Below are 22,290 nucleotides of genomic sequence, written 5' to 3' on the forward strand. Positions count from 1 at the left end.
AAGACCCGAGCTGGTTCACTTTCGCAGAGGATTTCGACCAGCCACATAATTGCTTTGCGAACGGTCACGCAGCGCTCAGCAACTGCAACGCCTTCTCTTTCAGCATGTCCAGGTCGATCACCGGCACCCGCATCTCCTTCGCCTGCTCATCCCACTGGCGCATGCGCAAACTGACAGCGCACAGTGGGTCCTGCTTGAACGCTTCGGCTTCGGCGGGTGTCATCACCCCGCCCTGATATTCCAGCGTGCGACGGCTGGCTTCGCTCAGGCGCTCGTAGTACCCAGGCTCAGTCAGCGTCAGGTAACGCTTGGCTTGCACGTGATACTCCACCAGCCGCGCCATGCGCTCGCCAAAACCCAGGCGACGCAGGTAGTCGGCGCCGAGGCGTTCGTGGCTGACTACCCCGAAGCCGCCCATGTTCTCGGCATTCTCGGTGCAGATGTGCCCGATATCGTGGAAGAACGCCGCCAGCACTACTTCATCGTCGAAGCCCTCGGCCATGGCCAGTTCGGCAGCCTGGGACATGTGCTCGATCTGCGACACCGGCTCGCCGATGTAGTCACTGGCACCGAAGCGCTCGTACAAGCCGAACACCTCGGCAATCACCTGCTCATTGCGATCCATCAGTGCTCCCCCAATATCGCCTTGAGATTACGTTCGGCCATCGCCGGCCCGACACTCATGCCCACACCGGTGTGCATCAACGCCGCATGCACGCCGGGTGCGGCCTGCAGAAACGAAAAGGGCGTAGGCCCTTGAGCACCATAGACGCCCTGCCAGCGCTCGACCACCTGCACCTTGCAACCCAGGGTCTGCTCGGCCAGTTCGAGCATCCAGTCATCCACCTGCTCGGCATTGAACGGCGACGGATCGCTGCCGTAATGGTGGGAGTCGCCGATGATCAGTTCGCCATGGGGCGTCGGGCTGATCAACAGGTGAATGCCCTGTTCATGCAGGTGCGGGGTCTCACGCAGAATCTGCGCCTGCACGGCCTGCGCTTGCGGCAAGTCGGCGAAAGCGCCGTAGTGCACGCAGCTCAATCCGGTGAGCAAGGCGTGTTGCAAGTTGAGGTCGATCAGCGGCCGGGCGCGGAGCATTTGCAAGCGACAGACCTGTGGCTTGAGCGCGGCAATGGGCTCGGCCAGCAGGGTTTGATAGTCGTGACCGGAGCAGACAATGATCTGCTCGCCACTGAAGCTGCCCGCAGTGCTGTGCACCCGCCCGGGTTCGACGTCGCGCACTAGGGTCGAGAAGTGGAACTCGACCGCCAACTCCCGACGCAGGTAGTCGATCAAGGCCGGGATGGCCTCGCGGGAATACAGTTGCTGATCGTCCAGGCCATGCAACGCCGCGCGATGATGGCTGAACTGGCCGCCATACAGGTCACGCAATGCCGCGCCGCGCAGCAGTTCGACGCGGTAACCGTGCTCGATCGCGCGGCCTTCGCAGAAGGCTGATAACAGCTGCTCTTCAGCTTCGGTGCGGGCAAACAAATAGGAGCCGTTGCGCTTGAGCTGCAAACCGGCGAGCTGTGCCCATTGGCCCCAGATCTCGCGACTGGCCTTGGCCAGCTCGAGCATCTGGCCGGGAGGCTGGCCGGTGACCAGGGCCTGGCCAAAGTTGCGCACCGAGGCGCCCAAAGGCGTGGCGCTGCGCTCGAAGACCCTGACCTTGAGGCCACGTTTGGCGGCGGCATAGGCGTGAGACAAACCGAGAATGCCGGCGCCGACGATCAGCAGGTCGTTGTGTTGTGTCATTAAAAGATGTCCTGAATTCAAAGCCGCCTTCGCGGGCAAGCGGGGCGGCGCTCCGCTTGCCCGCGATAGGGCCCCTCAGCCAATAGAGAGCTTACTTGGCTGCCACTTTCTCGGACTTGCCGTCATACCGCTTGCGCCACTCGGTCAGGATCTCATCGCGGTTTTTCGAGGCCCAGGCGAAGTCGTTCTTGATCAGGCGCTGCTCGTAGTCGGCCGGCAGTTCGGTCTGCGGCTTGGCGATGCCAGGCTGGGCGAGCACGGCGAAGTTTTCCTTGTACAGCTCCATTGCCGCGGTGCTTGCGGAGAAGTCGGCGAGTTTCTTCGCAGCCTCTTCATGGGGCGTGCCCTTGATGACCGCGGTGGCTTCGATTTCCCAGCCCAGGCCCTCTTTCGGCAGGACGATGTCCAGCGGTGCGCCCTGGCGCTTCAACTGCACGGCCGGGTATTCGAAGGAAATGCCGATCGGGAATTCCCCGGCCGCCGCCAGCTTGCAGGGCTTGGAGCCGGAGTGAACGTACTGGCCAATGTTCTGGTGCAGGTCGTCCATGTACTGCCAGCCCTGCTTCTCGCCAAAGGTCTGCAGCCAGGCGCTGACGTCAAGGAAACCGGTACCCGAGGACGCCGGGTTGGGCATGACGATCTTGCCTTTGTATTCAGGCTTGGTCAGGTCCTGCCAGCTCACCGGCTTGCTCAGGCCCTGCTTCTCGGCTTCCACGGTGTTGAAGCAGATGGTCGCGGCCCACACGTCCATGCCCACCCAGGCTGGCGGGTTGGCGGCATCGCGGTAGTTGCCGCCGATCTTGCCCAGCTCCTTCGGCGCGTAGCTTTGCAGCATGCCTTGCTGATCGAGGATCGCCAGGCTCGACGCCGCCAGGCCCCAGACTGCATCCGCCTGCGGACGGGCTTTTTCCGCCAGCAGCTTGGCGGTGATGATGCCGGTGGAGTCACGTACCCACTTGATCTCGACATCCGGGTTGGCCGCTTCGAACGCCTGCTTGTAGGTTTTCAGCTGTTCGGCTTCCAGTGCGGTGTAGACAGTCAGTTCGGTTTTCGCCGCGAAGGCGTTCATGCTGAAAGCAGTGAGGACAGCAGCGGCTAGAGCCAAGGGCTTGAACATGGTGCGGTTCCTTTCAGGTGCGGATCAGAGGGTTGTGGGTTGGGTCGATTCAGTTGCCGGGCGCGGTCTGGCGCCAGGCCTGGGAGCGCCGCAGCAAACCGCGCGAAGCCCAGGCCAGGAGCAAGGACACGCCCGCCGAGGTGAACAGGATCAGGGTCGACATGGCGGCCGCGCCGCCGACGTTGCCGGCGTCATCCATGTTCAGCACCGCCACCGCCGCAAGGATGGTGTCGGGGCTGTAAAGGAAGATTGCCGCCGAGACGGTGGTCATGGCCGAGACGAACAGGTAGCGCACGATGTCCAGCAACGCCGGCAGGCAGATCGGCACGGTGACGCGCAGGTAGTGGCGGTACAGCGGCGCCTTGAGCGACAGCGCGGCAGCTTCGAACTCGGCGTCGAGTTGGCGCAGCGCGGTAGTGGCGGTCATTTGGGCGGTGGTCAGGTAGTGCGCAATGGTGCATACCACCAGCAGGGTCATGGTGCCGTAGAACACATGCAGCGGGTTGCCGTTGAGGTTGAAGAAGAATACGTAGCCCAGGCCCAGGACCAAGCCCGGCACCGCCATCGGCACGAAGCTGAGCATGCGCAGCGCCAGGTTCAGGCCACGCTGGCCACGGGTTTTTTCCATCAGGTAGGCGCCGGTGAAAATCAGCCCGCTGCCGATCAACGCCGTGCACAGGGCCATCTTCACGCTATTGCCGTAGGCCAGCCAGCCACCACCGGCGGTGTCGCCAAACTGATAGTGCTTGAGCGACAACGACAGGTTGTACGGCCAGAATTTCACCAGCGAGGAGTACACCGCCATGCCGAACACCAGTAACAGCACAGCGCAGATCACCAGCACGATGCCCAGGTAACAGCCATCACGCAGCCGCGAAGGCGCCGGTTGGAAGACTTGCGCCCGGCCGCTCATGGAGTCGCCATGGCGGCGACGCAACCAGGCATCGACCGCAAAGCTGAGCAGTGCCGGCACCAACAGGACCATACCGATCAGCGCACCGCGACCGAATTGCTGCTGACCGACCACCGCCTTGTAGGCTTCCAGCGCCAACACCTGATAGTCGCCACCGACCACCACCGGTACGCCGAAGTCGGTGATGGTCAGGGTGAACACCAGGCAGAACGCGGCGAAAACGGCCTGGCGGGTCGCCGGCCAGGTGATGCTGCGAAAGGCCCTGGACGGACTGGCGCCCATGCTCGAAGCAGCGTCGAACAGCCGCGCATCCGCCAGGGACAGCGCCGACAGCAGGATCATCAAGGCATGGGGAAAGGTGTAGATCACCTCGCCCAGCACGATGCCCCAAAAACCGTAGATATTGTCCGACAGCAGCCCCCGCAACAGGCCCTGGTTACCGAACAGGTAGACCAGCGCAATACCCGGCAGCATCGACGGCGCCATCAGCGGCAGCAGCGACAGGCCGCGCCAGACAGGCTTGCCGGGAATCAACGTGCGTTGCAGGGCGTAGGCAAACAGGTAGGCCAGCGGGACCACGATGGCCGCGACGCTGAGGGACACTTTCAAGCTGTTACCGAGCAACCAGTGAAAGTTGGCGCTGGTCAGCAGCTCGCGGGCGGCGACCAGGCCACCGCCCTGCCCGGCATCGTTGCTGAAGCCGCGCCAGAAGATCGCCAGCAACGGCATCAACACCGCGACGCTGAGCAGGCACAGGAGCAGGACCTTGCCGCCGAGCACAAAAATCCGATCGCCGATCTGGGCCCGGGAAGTCTGCCGAACCTGCTTGTGCGGAATCGGCAGGGCCATCTGCGCGCTCATCAGGCAAACACCTGCAGGCTGCGCGGAGGCAGGGCGACCATGATGTCCTGGGCACCGAGGCGCTGCATGGCTTCGGGCGCCAGTTCGGCGAGCAACGCATGGCCCGGAAGATGGTTGAGCTCAAAGCTCATGCGGCAGCGATTGCCCAGGAAGGTGATCTCGCGCACCTTGGCCGGGAACAGGTTTTCCTCATGCACCAGCGGGTTGACGCTGACGGCTTCCGGGCGACAGAAGAGCCGGCCGGACGCTGCCTTGCCGCTGTTATCGGCCAGGCGCACGGGCATCCCGCCGACCTGGGCGTGGCTGTCACTGCTGCGCTGGAACGGCAACCAGTTGCCCTGGCCGACGAACTCGGCAACGAATGGGGTAGCCGGGCGGTTATAGATTTCCTGCGGGGTGGCGTACTGCTCGACCTTGCCGTTGTTCATCACGGCAATGCGGTCGGCCATCAGCATGGCCTCGTCCTGGTTGTGGGTCACCATCAGGGTGGTGATGCCCAGGCTGCGCTGCAGCTGGCGCAACTCAGTGCACAGATGCTCGCGAACCCGGGCATCGAGGGCCGACATCGGCTCGTCCAGCAGCAACAGTGAAGGTGCCGGCGCCAGGGCCCGAGCCAGCGCCACGCGCTGTTGCTGGCCGCCAGACAACTGGCCGGGGTATTTCTTTTCGCTGCCGGTCAGGCCCACCAGCTCAAGCATCTGCGCCACACGCTGACGCACTTGCTCGCGGCCACTGCCGGCCAGGCCGTAGGCAATGTTGGCTTCGACGCTGAGGTTGGGGAACAGCGCGTAGGACTGGAACAGAATCCCGTAGTCCCGCGCCTGTGGGGCCAGTAGGGATACGTCACGATCACCCAGGTACAACTCGCCGCTATCCTGGCGCTCGAGGCCGGCAATGCAGCGCAACAAGGTGGTCTTGCCGCAGCCCGAGGGACCGAGCAGGCACACCAGCTCACCGGCCTGCACGTCCAGCGACACGTTATCCAGCGCGGTGAATGCGCCGAAGCGCTTCTCGATACCGCGCACCTTCATCGGGGTGCCGGGAAATACCTGGGCAGTTGCATTCGAGTGGTTCATGGACGGACCTCATCAAGCAGATGTCGGCCATCCTAGGGAGCGAATGCGTAGTTCGTGTGGCAGTGAGGCAAAAACCACTGATAGTGGTATTGGGGGATTTTGGTTCAAGTGAGTCAGCCATCGCTAGCAGGCTGAGCGAGGGGCCGAACGCTCGGGCAGTACCGGCACAAACAAAATCAGGCCGGGGCCATCTCCTGCGCCAAGCCAAGAAACGCCGCCGGCAACCGCGCGTTCTTGCGCTCCTTGAGGCAATACAGGTATTCCGCGATCTGCGGCGCGTTCTCGATGCTCAACACCCGTAGTTGCGGGTCATGGGGCACTTCCTGGCGGGCGATGATGCTGATGCCGATATTGCGCAGCACCGCCTCACGAATCGATTCGCGGCTGCCGATTTCCAGCAGGGGGCCAAAACTCACCCCGGCACTGGCGAGCAATTCTTCGGTCAGGCGGCGGGTGGTCGAGCCGCTCTCGCGCATTAACAAGGTATGCCCGGCCAAGGCGCTCAGCGGCACGTGATCGTGCACCGCCAGCGGATGGTTGCGGTGCACGGCCAGCACCAATGGGTCGGTGCCCAGCACCCGGCGGATCAGGCGGGCGTCTTCCACCAGTTGCGAGGACGCGGCCAGGTCCACCCGGTACTCCTCCAACGCTTCGAGAACCTGCTGGGAGTTGCCGATTTCCACCGAGACGTCCACCTGGGGCAGCCGCTCGCGGAAGGTTTTCACCAAGTCGAGGATGTAGTACGGCGCAGTCGCCGCGATGCGCAATGCACCCTGGACCTGACCACTGTTGCGCAGGAAAAACTCGATGTCGGCTTCCTGCTGCAGCAGCGTCTTGACCATGGGCAGCAGGCGCGCGCCCTCCTCGCTGACGGTCAGGCGGCGCCCGCCGCGGTAGAACAACTCGACCGAATACTGGCTCTCCAGGTGGCGAATCTGGGTGGTCACCGTAGGTTGGCTCAGGCCGAGCTTTTTCGCCGCCAGGGTAATACTGCCCAAACGCGCGACCATGTAAAAAGCCTTCAGCTCGGCACTCAGCACATCAGCCTCTCTTGATTTATTTGCGCAGCAGGCGCAGACCGTTGAACACCACCAGCAGGGCCACGCCCATGTCGGCAAACACTGCCATCCACATAGTGGCCAGCCCGAAGAAGGTTACCCCAAGAAAGATCGCCTTGATGACCAGGGCCAGGGCGATATTTTGCGTGAGGATATGGGAAGTCTGGCGAGACAGGCGGATAAACGCAGGAATCTTGCGCAGATCGTCGTCCATCAAGGCGACATCAGCGGTCTCGATGGCGGTATCGGTACCGGCCGCCGCCATGGCAAAACCGATCTCCGCCCGGGCCAGCGCGGGCGCGTCGTTGATCCCGTCGCCGACCATGCCGACTCGGTGCCCCTGGGCATACAAGGCCTCGATCGCCTTGAGCTTGTCGGTCGGCAGCAAGTCACCCTGGGCCTGGTCGATGCCCACCTGGGCGGCAATCGCCCGTGCCGTGTGCGGGTTGTCGCCGGTCAGCATCAGGGTTTTCACCCCCAGTGCGTGCAACTGCTCAATGGCCTCGCGGCTGGACTCCTTGACCGTGTCAGCGACGGCAAACAGGGCGAGCGGGCCCGAGGCATCAAGCAACAGGACCACGGTCTTGCCTTGTTCTTCCAGGGCGAAGAGTCGCTCTTCCAGCGCTGGCGAGCACAAGCCCAGCTCTTCCACCAGGCGATGATTACCCAGGTGGTAGACCTGGCCGTCGATCTCGCCGCGCACCCCGCGACCGGCCAGGGCTGCGAAGTTATCCACAGCGAGCAGGCTCAAGTGTTTATCCACAGCCGCCTTGGCGATGGCCAGCGATACCGGGTGGTCGGAGCGTCCGGCGAGGCTGGCGGCAAGCACCTGGGCACGGCTCTCGACCGTGGGGTCCAGTGCCAGGTAGTCGGTTTGTACCGGCTTGCCGTGGGTGATGGTGCCGGTCTTGTCCAGGGCCAGGAAGTCGAGCTTGTAGCCGCCCTCCAGGTACACGCCACCCTTGATCAGGATGCCTTTGCGCGCCGCCGCCGCCAGGCCGCTGACGATGGTTACCGGGGTGGAGATCACCAGCGCACAAGGGCACGCCACCACCAGCAGCACCAGCGCGCGGTAAATCCAGTCGAACCAGGCCGCGCCCATGAACAACGGTGGGATCAGCGCTACGCCCAGGGCAAAGACGAATACCACCGGGGTATAGATTTTCGAGAAGCTGTCGACAAAACGCTGGGTCGGCGCACGCGCGCCCTGGGCTTCTTCCACGGCGTGGATGATTCGCGCCAGGGTCGAGTTGTTGGCGGCCGCGGTCACCCGGTACTCCAGCGCACCGGCCTGGTTGATGGTGCCGGCAAACACCTTATCGCCCAGCGTCTTCTCGACTGGCAGGCTTTCCCCGGTAATCGGCGCCTGGTCAATGGTCGAGTTGCCGGCAACTACTTCGCCGTCCAGGCCAATGCGCTCACCCGGACGTACCCGCACCAACGCACCCAGTTCGACACTTTTAGCCTCTCGTTCGACCCACGAACCGTCTGGCTGCTGCACGGTGACCTGTTCCGGGGTCATCTGCATCAGGCCGCTGATGGCGTTGCGCGCGCGGTCGAGGGATTTGGCTTCGATCAACTCGGCCACGGTAAACAGGAACATCACCATCGCCGCTTCCGGCCACTGGCCGATCAGCACGGCGCCAGTCACTGCGATGCTCATCAGGGCGTTGATGTTCAGGTTGAGGTTCTTCAGGGCAATCCAGCCCTTTTTGTAGGTGCCCAGACCGCCGCTGAGGATCGACACCAGCGCGACCAGCGCCACCACCCAGGTCGGCGCAGCGCTGGTGAAGTGGATCACTTCGGCGGCCAGTGCCGTGACGCCGGAGAGCGCCAGCGGCCACCAGGGCTTTTTCACCGGCGCCGCGCGACTGTCATCCGCCTGCGCGCCGTCTTCGATCGGCTCGGCCAGCATGCCGATGGATTTGATCGCCTCGATGATCGGCGCCGTGCTCGGCAGGTCGTGGGTCACGCCCAGCACCCGGTTGATCAGGTTGAACTCCAGTTGCTGCACGCCGGCCAGCTTGCCGAGCTTGTTCTGGATTAGCGTCTGCTCCGTCGGGCAGTCCATGGCCTCGATGCGGAAACGGCTCAGGCGCGCACCGTCGGTGGGCGCCTCGCTGATCCGCACCAGTGCCGGCGCTGCGGCGCTGGAGCAGCAGGAGCCGGCGTGGCTGGCGTGGTCGTGTTTTTTTACCGGCTGAAGTGTTGCCCCATGATTGTGCTCATGCGCAGTACCGGGTTTGTGGGTGTGCTGGGAATCGCTCATCAGGTCGCGTCCATGTAGGTGCCTGTTGCCAAGTAAAGACCCTGTAGCCACTATAGGGTCAAGCACCCATTTGGAGATTGTCGCGATGAAGATCGGAGAACTGGCGAAACTGACCGATTGCGCCGTCGAAACCATCCGCTACTACGAGCGTGAAGGCCTGCTGCCAGAACCGGCCCGCAGCGACGGCAACTACCGCGTCTACACCCAGGCCCATGCCGAGCGCCTGACCTTCATCCGCAACTGCCGCACCCTGGACATGACCCTCGAAGAAATCCGCAGCCTGCTGGGCCTGCGCGACAGTCCGCAGGATCAGTGCGAAAGCGTGAATGCGCTGATCGACGAACACATCCACCACGTCAAGGCACGGATCGACGGCTTGCTCGCCCTGCAGGCGCAACTCATCGACCTGCGCCAACGCTGCAGCGAAGGGCCAGATATCGAACAGTGCGGGATCTTGCAGCGCTTGGAAGTGAGTGGTGGAGTGGTTGCAACGGAAGTCGAACATTCCCACGTAGGCCGCAGCCACGGCCACTAGGAACACCACAAAACACTGTGGGACCGGGCTTGCCCGGGATGGCGGTGGGTCAGGGGCCAAAAATGTTGGCTGTGCCGGCCCCATCGCGGGCAAGCCCGCTCCCACAGGGGTGTTGCGTATTGCTTGTCAGACCGCCATTGGCGCGGTCATCGGCGCGTGGTGTTCGTAACCTTCCAGCGAGAAATCACCCGGCTCGATCAGTTCCAGCCACTCCGGCTGGTACACCCCGGTCTTGGCGAACTCCGGCACACGATCGGCGATTTTCAGGTGCGGCATCGGGAACGGCTCGCGCTTGAGCTGTTCGTTGAGCATGTCCAGGTGGTTTTCGTAGACGTGGGCATCGCCGATGAAATAGGTGAACCAGCGCGGTGTGTAACCGGTCAGGCGACCGATCAGGCTCAGCAACGCGGCGCCTTCGGTTAGGTTGAACGGCGTGCCCAGGCCCAGGTCGTTGGAGCGGATGTAGAGGGTCAAAGAGATCTCTTTGGTCTCGACATTCGGGTGGAACTGGTACAGCAAGTGGCACGGCGGCAGGGCCATTTCATCGAGCTGGGCGACGTTCCAGCCGTGGAACAGGATACGCCGGCTGCCCGGGTCCTTGATGATGGTATCGACGCACTGGCGAACCTGGTCGATGGCCTTGTACAGCACCACGTAGGCCTGGCCGTCTTCTTCGCCTTCGGCAATCTGCCGGTAACCCTGGGCCAGGGTCTGCTCGATGGCGGCCGGGTTGCTCAGGGGGATCTGCTTGTACGCCGGCCACTTGCGCCATTGCACACCGTAGATCTCGCCCAGGTCGTCTGCGCCCTGGCGGAACGGGTTGGCCAGCCACTGCGCGTTTTCGTTGGCATTCTGGTCCCAGACCTTACAGCCCAGGGCGCGGAACTCGGCGGCGTTGTTGACCCCGCGCAGAAAACCGCACATCTCGCCGATGGCCGACTTGAAGGCCATCTTGCGGGTGGTGATCGCCGGAAAACCTTCTTTCAGGTCATAGCGCAGCATCGCACCGGGGAAGCTGATGGTGTTGACGCCGGTGCGGTTGGCTTGCTTGGTGCCGTTCTTGATGACGTGGGCGACCAGATCGAGATATTGCTTCATGTATTACCTGTGTCCTTGAAGGCAGGGCTCGCGGCCCTGCGCTTCGAATATAAAGCGTCAAGCGGCCGGGACAGCCGGTGCCTTGGGTGCGCGGTGATAGGCCAGCCAGATCAGGAACAGTCCGCCAACGATCATCGGGATGCACAATACTTGGCCCATGGTCAGCCAGTTCCACGCCAGGTAGCCCAACTGGGCGTCCGGCACGCGGTAGAACTCGACGATAAAGCGGAAGATACCGTAGAACAGCGCGAACATCCCGGAGACCGCCATGGTCGGCCGCGGCTTGCGCGAGAACAGCCAGAGGATGGCGAACAACGCCACGCCTTCGAGGGCGAACTGGTACAGCTGCGACGGGTGGCGCGCCAGCTGGGCCGGGTCGCTAAACGACGGGAAGACCATGGCCCACGGCACGTCGGTCGGCTTGCCCCACAACTCGGCGTTGATGAAGTTGCCGATCCGCCCGGCACCCAGGCCGATTGGCACCATCGGGGCGACGAAGTCCATTAGCTGGAAGAACGACTTGCCGTTCTTTTTGCCGAACCACAAGGCCGCCAGCATCACGCCGATGAAACCACCGTGGAACGACATGCCGCCCTTCCACACCTCGAAAATCAAGGTCGGGTTGGCGAGGTAGGCACTCAGGTCGTAAAACAGCACATACCCCAGGCGGCCGCCGACGATCACGCCCATCGACATCCAAAAAACCATGTCGGAGAGTTTTTCCTTGGTCCAGGTCGGATCGAAGCGGTTCAACCTGCGTGACGCCAACAGCCAGGCACCGCCGATGCCGACCAGGTACATCAGGCCGTACCAGTGGATTTTCAGCGGGCCAATGGCCAGGGCCACCGGGTCAATCTGCGGGTAAGGCAGCATTGCGACTCCTCGTTAGAGTTGAAACCTAAAATTCCTGGCGCGACCCTGCCACGCCGAGATTAAGCCAGGATTGTGCCCTGCCTCAGAGCAGGAAACTGGTGCCCACGCACAGCAGCAAAGCGGCAAACAGCCTTTTCAGCAATCGCGGCGACAACCGGTGGGCCAGTCGCGCGCCAAAGCGGGCGAAGACCATGCTGGTCAGGGCAATGCCCAGCAGCGCCGGCAAATAAACGAAACCCAGACTATGAGCGGGCAACAGGGGATCATGCCAGCCCAGAATCATGAAACTTAATGCACTTGCCAAGGCGATCGGCAACCCGCAGGCGGACGACGTCGCCACGGCCTGCTGCATCGGCACACTGCGCCAGGTCAGAAATGGCACGGTCAGCGAGCCGCCACCAATCCCGAAGATCGCCGAGGCCCAGCCAATCACGCTACCGGCCACGGTCAGACCGAACTTGCCGGGAACCGTTCGACTGGCCTTGGGCTTGAGCTCCAGGGCCATCTGCACGGCGATCACCAGGGCAAACACACCAATGATCTTCTGCAGGTGCGGACCGGAGATCGCCTCGGCGGTCAGCGCGCCGAAGCCGGCCCCGAGCAGGATCCCCAGGGTCATCCAGGCAAAAATCGGCCAGCGCACCGCGCCTTTGCGCTGGTGTTCACGCACCGCGTTGATCGAGGTGAATATGATGGTGGCCAGCGAAGTGCCGACGGCCAGGTGGGTCAGCACCGACGCATCAAAACCCTGCAAAGTGAAGCTGAACACCAACACCGGCACGATGATGATCCCGCCACCCACCCCAAACAGCCCGGCCAGCACGCCTGCACAGGCGCCCAGCAGCAAATAGAGCAAAAATTCCATGATCGTCCTTGTCCGCTTCGCAAAAAAAGCAGCCGCATGGTAACGGATGCGGGGCCCCAGGCTCCACTGTGGATGACGATGGATCGATGAGCGATGTCTGCGTACAGTGGGCAGAAAAACACACAAGGACCACCTTATGTGCCTGATTGTTTTTGCCTGGCGCCCGGACCACGGCACTCCCCTGATCGTCGCGGCCAACCGTGACGAGTTCTATGCCCGCCCCAGCCTGCCGCTGGCGGCATGGCCCGAAGCGCCACAGGTGCATGCCGGGCGCGACCTGGAGGCCGGAGGCACTTGGCTGGGCATTGGCGCAGACGGACGTTTTGCCGCCCTGACCAACATCCGCAATCCGCACCAGCCGCCGGCGCGTAAATCCCGTGGCGAACTGGTGGCGCGGTTCCTCACCGGCGAATTGCCCATAGACCAGTATTTGGCCGATGTTGTCGGCAGATCGCTGGAGTATGCCGGCTTTAACCTGCTGATCGGCAATCGCCAGGAACTCTGGCACTACAACGCGCAAGAGACCGCGCCGCGCCAACTGACTGCCGGAGTCTACGGTGTGTCCAACGCCGGGCTCGATACCCCCTGGCCCAAGCTGCTCAAGGCCAAGGCGGCGCTGAGCGAAGTACTCGATGATCCGCAGCCGCAAGCGCTGCTGGCTTTGCTGGGCGATCCACAGACGGCACCGTTCGGTGACTTGCCGGATACCGGGGTCGGGCTGGCGACCGAGAGCCTGCTGTCCAGCGTGTTTATTGCCAGTACCACCTACGGCACGCGCGCGAGTACCGCGCTGATTGTCCAGGCGGATGGCTCACGGGTGATGGTGGAGCGCAGTTTCGGGCCGTATGGCGGGCATCTTGGGGAAGTTCAGATCAGGCTTTGAAGTGGTGTGGTGTTGCCTGGACTGGCCCCATCGCGGGCAAGCCCGCTCCCACAGTGGATTTGTGTAGGCCCACTATTTTGTGATCAACACCAAACCCTGTGGGAGCGGGCTTGCCCGCGATGACACCGCCGCAGGTTCAGAGCGGCTTGATCGCCGCCGGATTGGTCATCCGCGCCAAGCCGAGGTTCTTCAGCGCCAGTTGCAGCGAGCTGTGGATAACTTGCGGGTTGTCGATGGTCATCAGCTCGGCCAGCAGGTCCTTGGCCCAGCTGAGGTTGATCTGACGCAGCATCCACTTCACTTTCGGCAGGTTGGTGGCGTTCATCGACAGGCTGTCAAAACCCATCGCCATCAACAGCACGGCCGCAGCCGGGTCGCCGGCCATCTCGCCGCAAATACTCACCGGCTTGCCTTCGGCGTGGGCATCGCGCACCACGGTCTGCAGGGCCTGCAGCACCGCTGGGTGCATGTAGTCGTACAGGTCCGCTACCCGCGGGTTGTTGCGGTCCACGGCCAGCAGGTACTGGGTCAGGTCGTTGGAGCCGACCGACAGGAAGTCCACCTGCCGCGCCAGTTCCTTGGTCTGGTAGACCGCCGCCGGAATCTCGATCATCACGCCCACGGGCGGCATCGGCACATCGGTGCCTTCGTCGCGCACTTCGCCCCAGGCACGGTGAATCAGGTGCAGGGCTTCTTCGAGTTCGTGGGTGCCGGAGATCATCGGCAGGAGAATGCGCAAATTGTTCAGGCCTTCACTGGCCTTGAGCATGGCGCGGGTCTGGACCAGGAAGATTTCCGGGTGGTCGAGGGTGACGCGAATCCCGCGCCAGCCGAGGAACGGGTTGTCTTCCTTGATCGGGAAGTACGACAGTGACTTATCGCCGCCGATGTCCAGGCTGCGCATCGTCACCGGTTGCGGGTGGAAGGCGGCGAGTTGCTCGCGATAGATCGCCAGCTGCTCCTTTTCGCTAGGGAACCGTTGATTGATCATGAACGGCACTTCAGTGCGATACAGGCCCACCCCTTCGGCGCCGCGCTTCTGCGCCCGTGCCACGTCCGCCAGCAGGCCGGTGTTGACCCACAGCGGCATGCGGTGGCCGTCGAGGGTCACGCAGGGCAGGTCGCGCAGGGAGTCGAGCCCCAGCGCCAGTTGCTTCTCTTCTTCGACCACCTCGGCGAATTGCTTGCGCAACACGTCGCTGGGGTTGGTGTAGACCTCGCCCCGATTGCCGTCGACGATCAATTCGATGCCATCGACCTTGGCATACGGCAGGTCGACCAGGCCCATCACCGTCGGGATGCCCATGGCTCGCGCCAGGATCGCGACGTGGGAGTTGCCGGAACCCAGGACCGAGACCAGGCCGACCAGCGTGCCTTCCGGCACCTCGCCGAGCATTGCCGGCGTCAGTTCTTCGCTGACCAGAATGGTCTTTTCCGGGTAGACCAGGTTTTGCTGGCGCTCTTCCTGCAGGTAAGCCAGCAGGCGGCGGCCGAGATCCTTGACGTCCGAGGCCCGCTCACGCAGGTAGGCGTCGTCCATCAGTTCAAAACGGTTGACGTGATCGGTGACCACCTGGCGCAACGCGCCCTGGGCCCATTGGCCGGTCTTGATCACGGTGGTGACTTCGCTGCCCAGCGCAGCATCGTCGAGCATCATCAGGTAGACGTCGAACAGTGCGCGCTCTTCCGGGCGCAACTGGGTCGCCAGCTTGGCCGACAAGGCCCGCATGTCGGCGCGCACACCTTCGATGGCGGTCTTGAACAGGCCCAGCTCGGCGTCGATGTCGGTGATGGTCTTGTCCGGCACCACATCGAGGTCCGCCGGTGGCAGCATGACCACCGCGGTACCGACTGCAGCGCCTGGCGAACCCGGGACGCCGACGAACTTGGCTTCCTGGATGCCCTTGCCCTGGCGCCCCAGACCGCGGATCGAACCGGTGGCCTCGGCGTGGGCAATTACGCCGGCGAGCTGGGCGCTCATGGTCACGAGGAAGGCTTCTTCACCCTCATCGAACTGCCGCCGCTCTTTTTGCTGGATGACCAGGACGCCGACAACGCGGCGGTGGTGAATGATCGGCGCGCCGAGGAACGAGGCATAACGCTCTTCACCGGTCTCGGCGAAGTAGCGATAGCGCGGGTGGTCGGCGGCGTTTTCCAGGTTCAACGGTTCTTCACGCGTGCCCACCAGGCCCACCAGGCCTTCGTTGGGCGCCATGCTGACCTTGCCGATCGAGCGCTTGTTCAAGCCCTCGGTGGCCATCAGCACAAAACGGTTGGTTTCGGGGTCGAGCAGGTAGACCGAGCAGACCTGGCTGCCCATGGCCTCTTTGACGCGCAATACAATAATGCCCAACGCCGCCTTGAGATCCTTGGCGGAGTTAACTTCCTGGACGATCTTGCGCAGCGTATTGAGCATGGCTCGGGGTCGAACTCCGTCGTCAGTCGCGCGTTAGAAGGCGCGGGGCAAGCTCTTTGAGAGCGCGGCGATAAACCTCGCGCTTGAATGTCACCACCTGGCCCAACGGATACCAATAACTGACCCAACGCCAGCCATCGAATTCCGGTTTACCGGTCAAATCCATCCGCACCCGCTGCTCGTTGGAGACCAGGCGCAGGAGAAACCATTTCTGTTTCTGGCCGATGCACAGCGGTTGGCTGTGGGTACGGACCAGACGTTGCGGCAAACGATAGCGCAACCAGCCGCGCGTGCAGGCGAGAATTTCAACATCTTCGCGCTCCAGGCCGACTTCTTCGTTCAGCTCGCGATACAAGGCGTCTTCCGGCGTCTCCTGAGGGTTGATTCCACCTTGAGGAAACTGCCAGGCATCTTGATTGATACGGCGAGCCCATAGCACCTGGCCGGCATCATTCGTCAGAATGATCCCCACATTGGGGCGGAAACCATCGGGGTCGATCACGGCAACAACCTCGCAAACGCATGTCGCCGCATTGTTCCACAAAGGTTGTGAAGGCGGCAACGAAGCTTCCTACCTTATGTGCACTCTTGTGAAAAGACCGTATTCTTAACCCCTTTTTACTGACTTATCAGCGGGTAACTGCAATGCGCCTGGCTTTATTCGATCTGGACAACACACTTTTGGGCGGTGACAGCGATCACGCATGGGGCGATTACCTGTGTGAACGGGAGATCCTCGACCCCATCGCGTACAAAGCGCGCAACGACGAGTTCTACCAGGATTACCTGGCCGGCAAGCTGGACAATGCCGCGTACTTGAACTTCTGCCTGGAAATCCTCGGCCGCACCGAGATGGCCCAGCTCGATGAATGGCACCGCGACTTCATGCGCGACTGCATCGAACCGCTCATGCTGCCCAAGGCGGTGGAGCTGCTGGCCAAGCACCGCGCCGCCGGCGACAAGTTGGTGATCATCACCGCCACCAACCGTTTCGTCACCGCACCGATTGCCGAGCACCTGGGGGTGGAAACCCTGATCGCCACCGAATGCGAAATGCACGAGGGTCGCTACACCGGGCGCAGCACCGATGTACCGTGCTTTCGCGAAGGCAAGGTGACGCGCTTGAATCGTTGGCTGGAGGAGACTGGGTTGTCGCTGGAAGACAGTTATTTCTATAGCGACTCGATGAATGATCTGCCGCTGCTGGAGCAAGTGACCAACCCGGTGGCGGTTGATCCGGACCCGAATCTGCGGGCCGAAGCCGAGAAGCGTGGTTGGCCGGTGATTTCGTTGCGCGGCTGAGAATGCCATCGCGGGCAAGCCCGCTCCCACAGAGGGCTTGGGTGTGCATGCAATCTATGCCACCCGGCAAAACCTGTGGGAGCGTGGTTGGCCGGTGATTTCGTTGCGCGGCTGAGAATGCCATCGCTGGCAAGCCCGCTCCCACAGGGGGCTTGGGTGTGCATGCAATCTATGCCACCCGGCAAAACCTGTGGGAGCGGGGTTGGCCGGTAATTTCGCTGCGCGACTGAGAATGCCATCGCGGGCAAGCCCGCTCCCACAGGGGGCTTGGGTGTGCATGCAATCTATGCCACCCGACAAAACCTGTGGGAGCGGGCTTGGCCGGTAATTTCGCTGCGCGACTGAGAATGCCATCGCGGGCAAGCCCGCTCCCACAGGGGGCTTGGGTGTGCATGCAATCTATGCCACCCGACAAAACCTGTGGGAGCGGGCTTGGCCGGTGATTTCGTTGCGCGGCTGAGAATGCCATCGCGGGCAAGCCCGCTCCCACAGAGGGCTTGGGTGTGCATGCAATCTATGCCACTCGGCAAAACCTGTGGGAGCGGGCTTGCCCGCGATTAGGATCACCTCGGTACCAAGCGGTTAAACCGGCTTGGCGCCCATCAGCCCGGCAATCGCGATCAAGCTGACCAAGCTGACCAACGCCAGGGCAAAGGTGAATCTGCCGCTACCAACCGGCGCCGTGCGCTGGCGATTGAGCCGCGCCAGCAACCAGAAACCACTCAGCGCCGCCACGGTGTAGAGCACACTGGAGGCCAGCAACCAGGTTTGCCCCAGCGGCCAACCAATCAGGTGCACCATCCACCAGCCGGTGAACGGCATGCTCAGCAGCGCCAGGCCCATCAGCAGCCAGACGAACAGCCGTGGCCGTTGCAAGGTGCGCACCGGCGCCGTGGCATCACCATTGCGCTGGGTCCGCCAGACCCAGACCGCCAGGCCCAGAGCACCGGCCAGCAGCAACACGGTTGCCACCATATGAGCCATTTTCAGCGCGGTTAAAGTTTCCATACGTCAATTCCCTCAGGTCCTGTGCATCAGCGTAGCCGTTCAGCCCAGAAACAGCTGGTAGGCCGGATTGTCGCTTTCATCCCAATACGGGTAGCCGATTTCCGCCAACGCCGCCGGCACCAGGTGGCGCTCGTCGTGCGGCACCTGCAGGCCCGCGACCACTCGGCCGTCGGCTGCGCCGTGGTTACGGTAGTGAAACATCGAGATGTTCCAGCGCCCACCGAGCTTGTTGAGGAAGTTGAACAGCGCGCCCGGGCGTTCCGGAAATTCGAAACGCAGGATCACTTCATCGACCACGTGGGCCGCACGACCGCCGACCATGTGGCGAATGTGCAACTTGGCCAGTTCGTTGTCGGTCAGGTCGAGCACCGGGAAACCCTGCTCGCTCAGGCTGGCGATCAGCGCACTGCGCGGATCGTTCTCCGGATGGGTCTGCACGCCGACAAAGATGTGCGCCTCACTGCCGGTGTTGTAGCGGTAGTTGAATTCGGTGATCTGGCGCTTGCCGATGGCTTCGCAGAACGCCTTGAAGCTGCCCGGCTGCTCCGGAATGGTCACCGCGATAATGGCTTCGCGGCCCTCGCCCAGTTCGGCGCGCTCGGCCACATGGCGCAGGCGATCGAAATTGACGTTGGCGCCGGAGTCGATGGCCACCAGGGTCTGCCCGGTGACGCCGCGCAATTCGACGTACTTCTTGATCCCGGCTACGCCCAGGGCGCCGGCCGGCTCGGTGATCGAGCGGGTGTCGTCGTAGATGTCCTTGATCGCCGCGCAGATTTCATCGGTGCTGACGGTGATCACTTCATCGACATAGTCTTTGCAGATATCGAAGGTGTGCTGGCCGATCTGCGCCACGGCAACACCGTCGGCAAAGATCCCCACGGTCGGCAGCACCACCCGCTCGCCGGCGGCCATGGCCGCTTGCAGGCAATTAGAGTCATCCGGCTCGACGCCGATGATCTTGATGTCCGGGCGCAGGTATTTGACGTAGGCCGCGATCCCGGCGATCAGGCCGCCACCGCCCACCGGCACGAAGATCGCGTCCAGCGGACCCGGATGCTGGCGCAGGATTTCCATGGCCACCGTGCCCTGCCCGGCAATGGTGTGCGGATCATCGTAGGGGTGAATGTAGACGTAGCCTTTTTCGTCGACCAGCTTCAGCGAATAGGCCAGGGCCTCTGGGAACGAATCCCCGTGCAGCACTACTTTGCCGCCGCGCGAACGCACGCCTTCGACCTTGATCTCCGGGGTGGTCTTGGGCATCACGATGGTCGCCTTGACCCCCAGCACCTTGGCCGCCAGGGCCAGGCCTTGCGCGTGGTTGCCCGCCGAGGCGGTGACCACGCCGCGCGCACGCTCTTCGTCGGTCAACTGGGTCAGCTTGTTGTAAGCGCCGCGAATCTTGAACGAGAACACTGGCTGCAAGTCTTCGCGCTTGAGCCAGATCTTGTTGCCCAGCCGCTCGGAGAGCTGGCGGGCAGTCTGCAAAGGGGTTTCTACGGCAACGTCATAAACGCGCGAGGTGAGGATCTTTTTGACGTACTGTTCAAGCATCGGAAAGCATCACTGAGCGGGTTGGGCAGGACCACGGAGTCTAACCCGGCTTTTGCCCGGGCGACCACACGAATGCAGAGGTTTTAGCCGGCCATGGCGCTATAATGCCGGCCTTCTGTCCCCCTCATGGCACCTCGGAGCCCGCATGACCCAGGATCAACTCAAACAGGCAGTGGCGCAGGCCGCCGTCGATTTCATCCTTCCCAAACTCGACGACAAGAGCATCGTCGGGGTCGGCACCGGCTCCACCGCCAACTGCTTCATCGACGCCCTGGCCCAGCACAAGGGCGCCTTCGACGGCGCGGTCGCCAGCTCCGAAGCCACCGCCGCGCGCCTCAAGGGCCACGGGATCCCGGTGTATGAGCTCAATACGGTCAGCGACCTGGAGTTCTACGTCGACGGTGCCGATGAAAGTGACGAGCACCTGAACCTGATCAAGGGCGGCGGCGCTGCCCTGACCCGCGAGAAGATCGTTGCGGCCGTGGCCAAGACCTTCATCTGCATCGCCGACGCGAGCAAGCTGGTGCCGGTGCTGGGCAATTTCCCACTGCCGGTCGAAGTGATCCCAATGGCCCGCAGCCACGTGGCTCGCGAGCTGGTGAAACTGGGCGGCGACCCGGTGTACCGTGAAGGCGTGTTGACCGACAACGGCAACATCATCCTCGACGTCTTCAACATGCAGATCACCAACCCGGTGGAGCTGGAGCAGCAGATCAACGCCATCGTCGGCGTGGTCACCAACGGCCTGTTCGCCGCCCGTCCGGCGGACTTGTTGCTGCTGGGCACCAGCGAAGGCGTGAAGACCCTCAAGGCCTGAGGCAGGCGCCACCCTGCTCGCGATAGCGGTATGTCAGGCACCATGGATGTTGGCGGTGCCGGCCTCATCGCGAGCAGGCTTGCTCCTACGTATTGGGTTTCTTGAAGACGTAGAACAGGTTCGGCTCGCTCACCAGGTACAAGGCCCCGTCGTCATCCATGGCGATCCCCTCCGCTTGCGGCACGGTCTTTTGCAGGCCCTGACGCCCCTTGTTCAACGACATGGTGCTTAACGGCCGCCCGTCGATATCCAGCTCCAACACCAGGAACGACTCGTCCGACAGCGCCAGTAAATGGCCGCTGCGCTCATCGTATTGCAGGCTCGAGAGATCGCGCACAAACAGCCCGGCATCACGCTTGGGATTGTTGATCACGTGCACGGCGTAGGATTTCTCCGGGTTGTAATGGGGGAAACCCTGCACTTCATAGATCAGCATCGGGTCGCGTTCCTTGGCGACAAACAAGCGCTTGCCCTTGGAGTCGTAGGCCAGGCCTTCGAACCCCTTGTTGCGGGTCATGTGCACGCCCAGGGTCATCTGCTCGGCATCTGCGGCGTCGAGGAAGGTGGTGTCGTCTTCGAGATGAATCTTGATCAGCCGTTGCTGGCGCTCATCACTGATCACGTAGGTGTCGGCACTGATGAACTCCACGGCTTCCGGGTCGCCAAAGCCGATCAGCGCGACCCGGCGCAGGATGCGCCCGTCGAGGGACATCTCGACCAGTTCGGAATTCTTGTTGGTGACGGTGAACAGGCTTTTACGCACCGGATCAAAGGTCAAGGCCGAGACGTCATCGTCCAGGCCTTCGATCGGCTTCGCCTCGATCACTACTCGATAGTCGTTGAGCGCCATCGAATGCTCACCGGCCGGGTGCAACCAGGCTTGCAGGTTGAACCAGCTGCGCTCGTAAAGGCGGTAGTACTGGCCCAGCATGGCCAACGCCAGCAAGGCGGCGATCAACACGAGCAGGGCAAGGGGCTTGGGGCGGGCAAGTCGGCGCATGGGGCGAGCTCAAAAAGCAATCGGGCGGATGAAATATCACGCGTTGATGAATTCAAGCTTAATGGCATAGGAAGACCCTGTGGGAGCGGGCTTGCCCGCGATGGCGTAGGCACATTCAGCATCAATGTGTCAGATACACCGCTATCGCGGGCAAGCCCGCTCCCACAGGTTCAGTGCTGTGCCGATCAGCGCACGCTGCTGGCGAAGCTGCCGGCACCCGGCAGTTCCAGGACCAGTTCATCCCCGACATTCAGCGGGCCGACGCCCACCGGCGTACCGGTGAGGATCACGTCGCCGGCCTGCAGCGAGAAGCAGCCGGCCATGTGCTGGATCATCGGCACGATCGGGTTGAGCATGGCACTGCTGTTACCGTCCTGGCGGACTTCGCCATTGATGGTCAGGCGAATGCCGATATCAGTCAGGTCGGCAAAGGTGCTGCTGACCACGAACGGCGCCAGCACACAGGCACCGTCGAACGACTTGGCGATTTCCCACGGCAGCCCCTTGGCCTTGAGCTCGGCCTGCTTGTCGCGCAGGGTCAGGTCCAGGGCCGGGGCGAACCCGGAGATCGCATCCAGCACTTCTTCACGGCTTGGCTTGGTCGACAAGGGTTTGCCGATCAACACCGCGATTTCCGCCTCGTAATGCACCGAGCCGCGCTCGGTCGGAATCGCAAAACCACCTTCCAGCGGCACCACGCAACTGCCCGGCTTGATGAACAACAACGGCTCGGTCGGTACCGGGTTATCCAGTTCCTTGGCGTGTTCGGCGTAGTTGCGCCCGATGCACACCACTTTCCCCAGTGGGAAATGAATACGGGTACCGTCGACATACTGGTGCTGATAGCTCATTACCGCCTCCTGCCTTAGGGATTCTTCAGGTACCGC

Annotated in this window: 20 protein-coding genes; 4 read left to right on the forward strand and 16 right to left on the reverse strand. The window is 62.7% G+C overall.

Features of this window, described 5'->3' with window-relative positions:
- Nucleotides 1–64 precede the first annotated feature (64 nt).
- From PspS04_RS26025 to PspS04_RS26055, 7 genes are all read right to left on the reverse strand, one after another.
- Nucleotides 65–625, reverse strand: coding sequence for a phosphonate degradation HD-domain oxygenase (locus PspS04_RS26025; RefSeq protein ID WP_159998448.1), 561 nt, complete (start codon nt 623–625; stop codon nt 65–67).
- On the reverse strand, nt 625–1,758 hold the full coding sequence (locus PspS04_RS26030; RefSeq protein ID WP_159998450.1) for a TIGR03364 family FAD-dependent oxidoreductase: 1,134 nt from the start codon (nt 1,756–1,758) through the stop codon (nt 625–627). The genes PspS04_RS26025 and PspS04_RS26030 overlap by 1 nt, the downstream gene beginning before the upstream one ends.
- 91 nt (nt 1,759–1,849) lie before the next feature.
- Nucleotides 1,850–2,875 carry a putative 2-aminoethylphosphonate ABC transporter substrate-binding protein gene (locus PspS04_RS26035; RefSeq protein ID WP_159998452.1) on the reverse strand — a complete coding sequence of 342 codons (1,026 nt, stop codon included), beginning with the start codon at nt 2,873–2,875 and terminating at the stop codon, nt 1,850–1,852.
- Between the two features lie 49 nt (nt 2,876–2,924).
- Complete coding sequence (locus PspS04_RS26040; protein WP_159998454.1) at nt 2,925–4,649, reverse strand: putative 2-aminoethylphosphonate ABC transporter permease subunit; 1,725 nt, start codon at nt 4,647–4,649, stop codon at nt 2,925–2,927.
- Nucleotides 4,649–5,725, reverse strand: a complete 1,077-nt coding sequence (locus PspS04_RS26045) for a putative 2-aminoethylphosphonate ABC transporter ATP-binding protein (protein ID WP_159998456.1) — start codon at nt 5,723–5,725, stop codon at nt 4,649–4,651. The genes PspS04_RS26040 and PspS04_RS26045 overlap by 1 nt, the downstream gene beginning before the upstream one ends.
- A gap of 176 nt (nt 5,726–5,901) precedes the next feature.
- Complete coding sequence (locus PspS04_RS26050; protein ID WP_095164633.1) at nt 5,902–6,765, reverse strand: LysR family transcriptional regulator; 864 nt, start codon at nt 6,763–6,765, stop codon at nt 5,902–5,904.
- Nucleotides 6,766–6,781: 16 nt separating this feature from the next.
- The gene (locus PspS04_RS26055) at nt 6,782–9,052 is read right to left on the reverse strand and encodes a heavy metal translocating P-type ATPase (RefSeq protein ID WP_159998458.1); all 2,271 of its coding nucleotides are present in this window, start codon (nt 9,050–9,052) and stop codon (nt 6,782–6,784) included.
- Nucleotides 9,053–9,137: 85 nt separating this feature from the next.
- On the opposite strand from PspS04_RS26055, the gene cadR reads away from it, so the two are divergent.
- On the forward strand, nt 9,138–9,587 hold the full coding sequence (gene cadR, locus PspS04_RS26060; RefSeq protein ID WP_095164637.1) for a Cd(II)/Pb(II)-responsive transcriptional regulator: 450 nt from the start codon (nt 9,138–9,140) through the stop codon (nt 9,585–9,587).
- Between the two features lie 126 nt (nt 9,588–9,713).
- Here the strand turns inward: cadR and PspS04_RS26065 are convergent, their stop codons facing one another.
- From PspS04_RS26065 to PspS04_RS26075, 3 genes are all read right to left on the reverse strand, one after another.
- Entirely contained in the window at nt 9,714–10,685 is a 972-nt protein-coding gene (locus PspS04_RS26065; protein ID WP_095164639.1) for a thymidylate synthase, read from the reverse strand.
- Between the two features lie 57 nt (nt 10,686–10,742).
- The gene (lgt, locus tag PspS04_RS26070) at nt 10,743–11,558 is read right to left on the reverse strand and encodes a prolipoprotein diacylglyceryl transferase (RefSeq protein ID WP_159998460.1); all 816 of its coding nucleotides are present in this window, start codon (nt 11,556–11,558) and stop codon (nt 10,743–10,745) included.
- A gap of 82 nt (nt 11,559–11,640) precedes the next feature.
- On the reverse strand, nt 11,641–12,423 hold the full coding sequence (locus PspS04_RS26075; protein ID WP_095164642.1) for a sulfite exporter TauE/SafE family protein: 783 nt from the start codon (nt 12,421–12,423) through the stop codon (nt 11,641–11,643).
- A 136-nt stretch (nt 12,424–12,559) separates the two neighbouring features.
- Between PspS04_RS26075 and PspS04_RS26080 the strand changes: the two genes are divergently transcribed.
- Entirely contained in the window at nt 12,560–13,306 is a 747-nt protein-coding gene (locus PspS04_RS26080) for an NRDE family protein (protein ID WP_095164644.1), read from the forward strand.
- 136 nt (nt 13,307–13,442) lie between these two features.
- On the opposite strand, the gene ptsP is transcribed toward PspS04_RS26080, so the two are convergent.
- The gene (gene ptsP / locus PspS04_RS26085) at nt 13,443–15,722 is read right to left on the reverse strand and encodes a phosphoenolpyruvate--protein phosphotransferase (protein ID WP_095164646.1); all 2,280 of its coding nucleotides are present in this window, start codon (nt 15,720–15,722) and stop codon (nt 13,443–13,445) included.
- 22 nt (nt 15,723–15,744) lie between these two features.
- Nucleotides 15,745–16,224 (reverse strand): RNA pyrophosphohydrolase, encoded by a 480-nt coding sequence (locus PspS04_RS26090; RefSeq protein ID WP_095083604.1) that lies wholly within the window; start codon nt 16,222–16,224, stop codon nt 15,745–15,747.
- Between the two features lie 143 nt (nt 16,225–16,367).
- Between PspS04_RS26090 and PspS04_RS26095 the strand changes: the two genes are divergently transcribed.
- On the forward strand, nt 16,368–17,024 hold the full coding sequence (locus PspS04_RS26095) for an HAD family hydrolase (RefSeq protein ID WP_159998462.1): 657 nt from the start codon (nt 16,368–16,370) through the stop codon (nt 17,022–17,024).
- A gap of 582 nt (nt 17,025–17,606) precedes the next feature.
- Here PspS04_RS26095 and PspS04_RS26100 read toward each other — a convergent pair.
- Nucleotides 17,607–18,032 carry a DUF2269 family protein gene (locus PspS04_RS26100; RefSeq protein WP_095164648.1) on the reverse strand — a complete coding sequence of 142 codons (426 nt, stop codon included), beginning with the start codon at nt 18,030–18,032 and terminating at the stop codon, nt 17,607–17,609.
- Nucleotides 18,033–18,071: 39 nt separating this feature from the next.
- A complete protein-coding gene (gene ilvA / locus PspS04_RS26105; protein ID WP_095164649.1) occupies nt 18,072–19,586 on the reverse strand; it encodes a threonine ammonia-lyase, biosynthetic in 1,515 nt (504 codons plus the stop codon).
- Between the two features lie 145 nt (nt 19,587–19,731).
- Here ilvA and rpiA point away from each other — a divergent pair, with 145 nt between their 5' ends.
- Nucleotides 19,732–20,403 carry a ribose-5-phosphate isomerase RpiA gene (rpiA, locus tag PspS04_RS26110; protein ID WP_095164650.1) on the forward strand — a complete coding sequence of 224 codons (672 nt, stop codon included), beginning with the start codon at nt 19,732–19,734 and terminating at the stop codon, nt 20,401–20,403.
- Between the two features lie 85 nt (nt 20,404–20,488).
- Here rpiA and PspS04_RS26115 read toward each other — a convergent pair whose 3' ends face one another.
- Together PspS04_RS26115 and PspS04_RS26120 are read right to left on the reverse strand one after the other, a co-directional pair.
- Nucleotides 20,489–21,403, reverse strand: a complete 915-nt coding sequence (locus PspS04_RS26115; RefSeq protein ID WP_159998464.1) for an SdiA-regulated domain-containing protein — start codon at nt 21,401–21,403, stop codon at nt 20,489–20,491.
- Between the two features lie 185 nt (nt 21,404–21,588).
- A complete protein-coding gene (locus PspS04_RS26120) occupies nt 21,589–22,254 on the reverse strand; it encodes a fumarylacetoacetate hydrolase family protein (RefSeq protein ID WP_095164652.1) in 666 nt (221 codons plus the stop codon).
- Nucleotides 22,255–22,290 lie beyond the last annotated feature (36 nt).

The sequence above is a fragment of the Pseudomonas sp. S04 genome (genome assembly GCF_009834545.1).
Lineage (GTDB): Bacteria > Pseudomonadota > Gammaproteobacteria > Pseudomonadales > Pseudomonadaceae > Aquipseudomonas.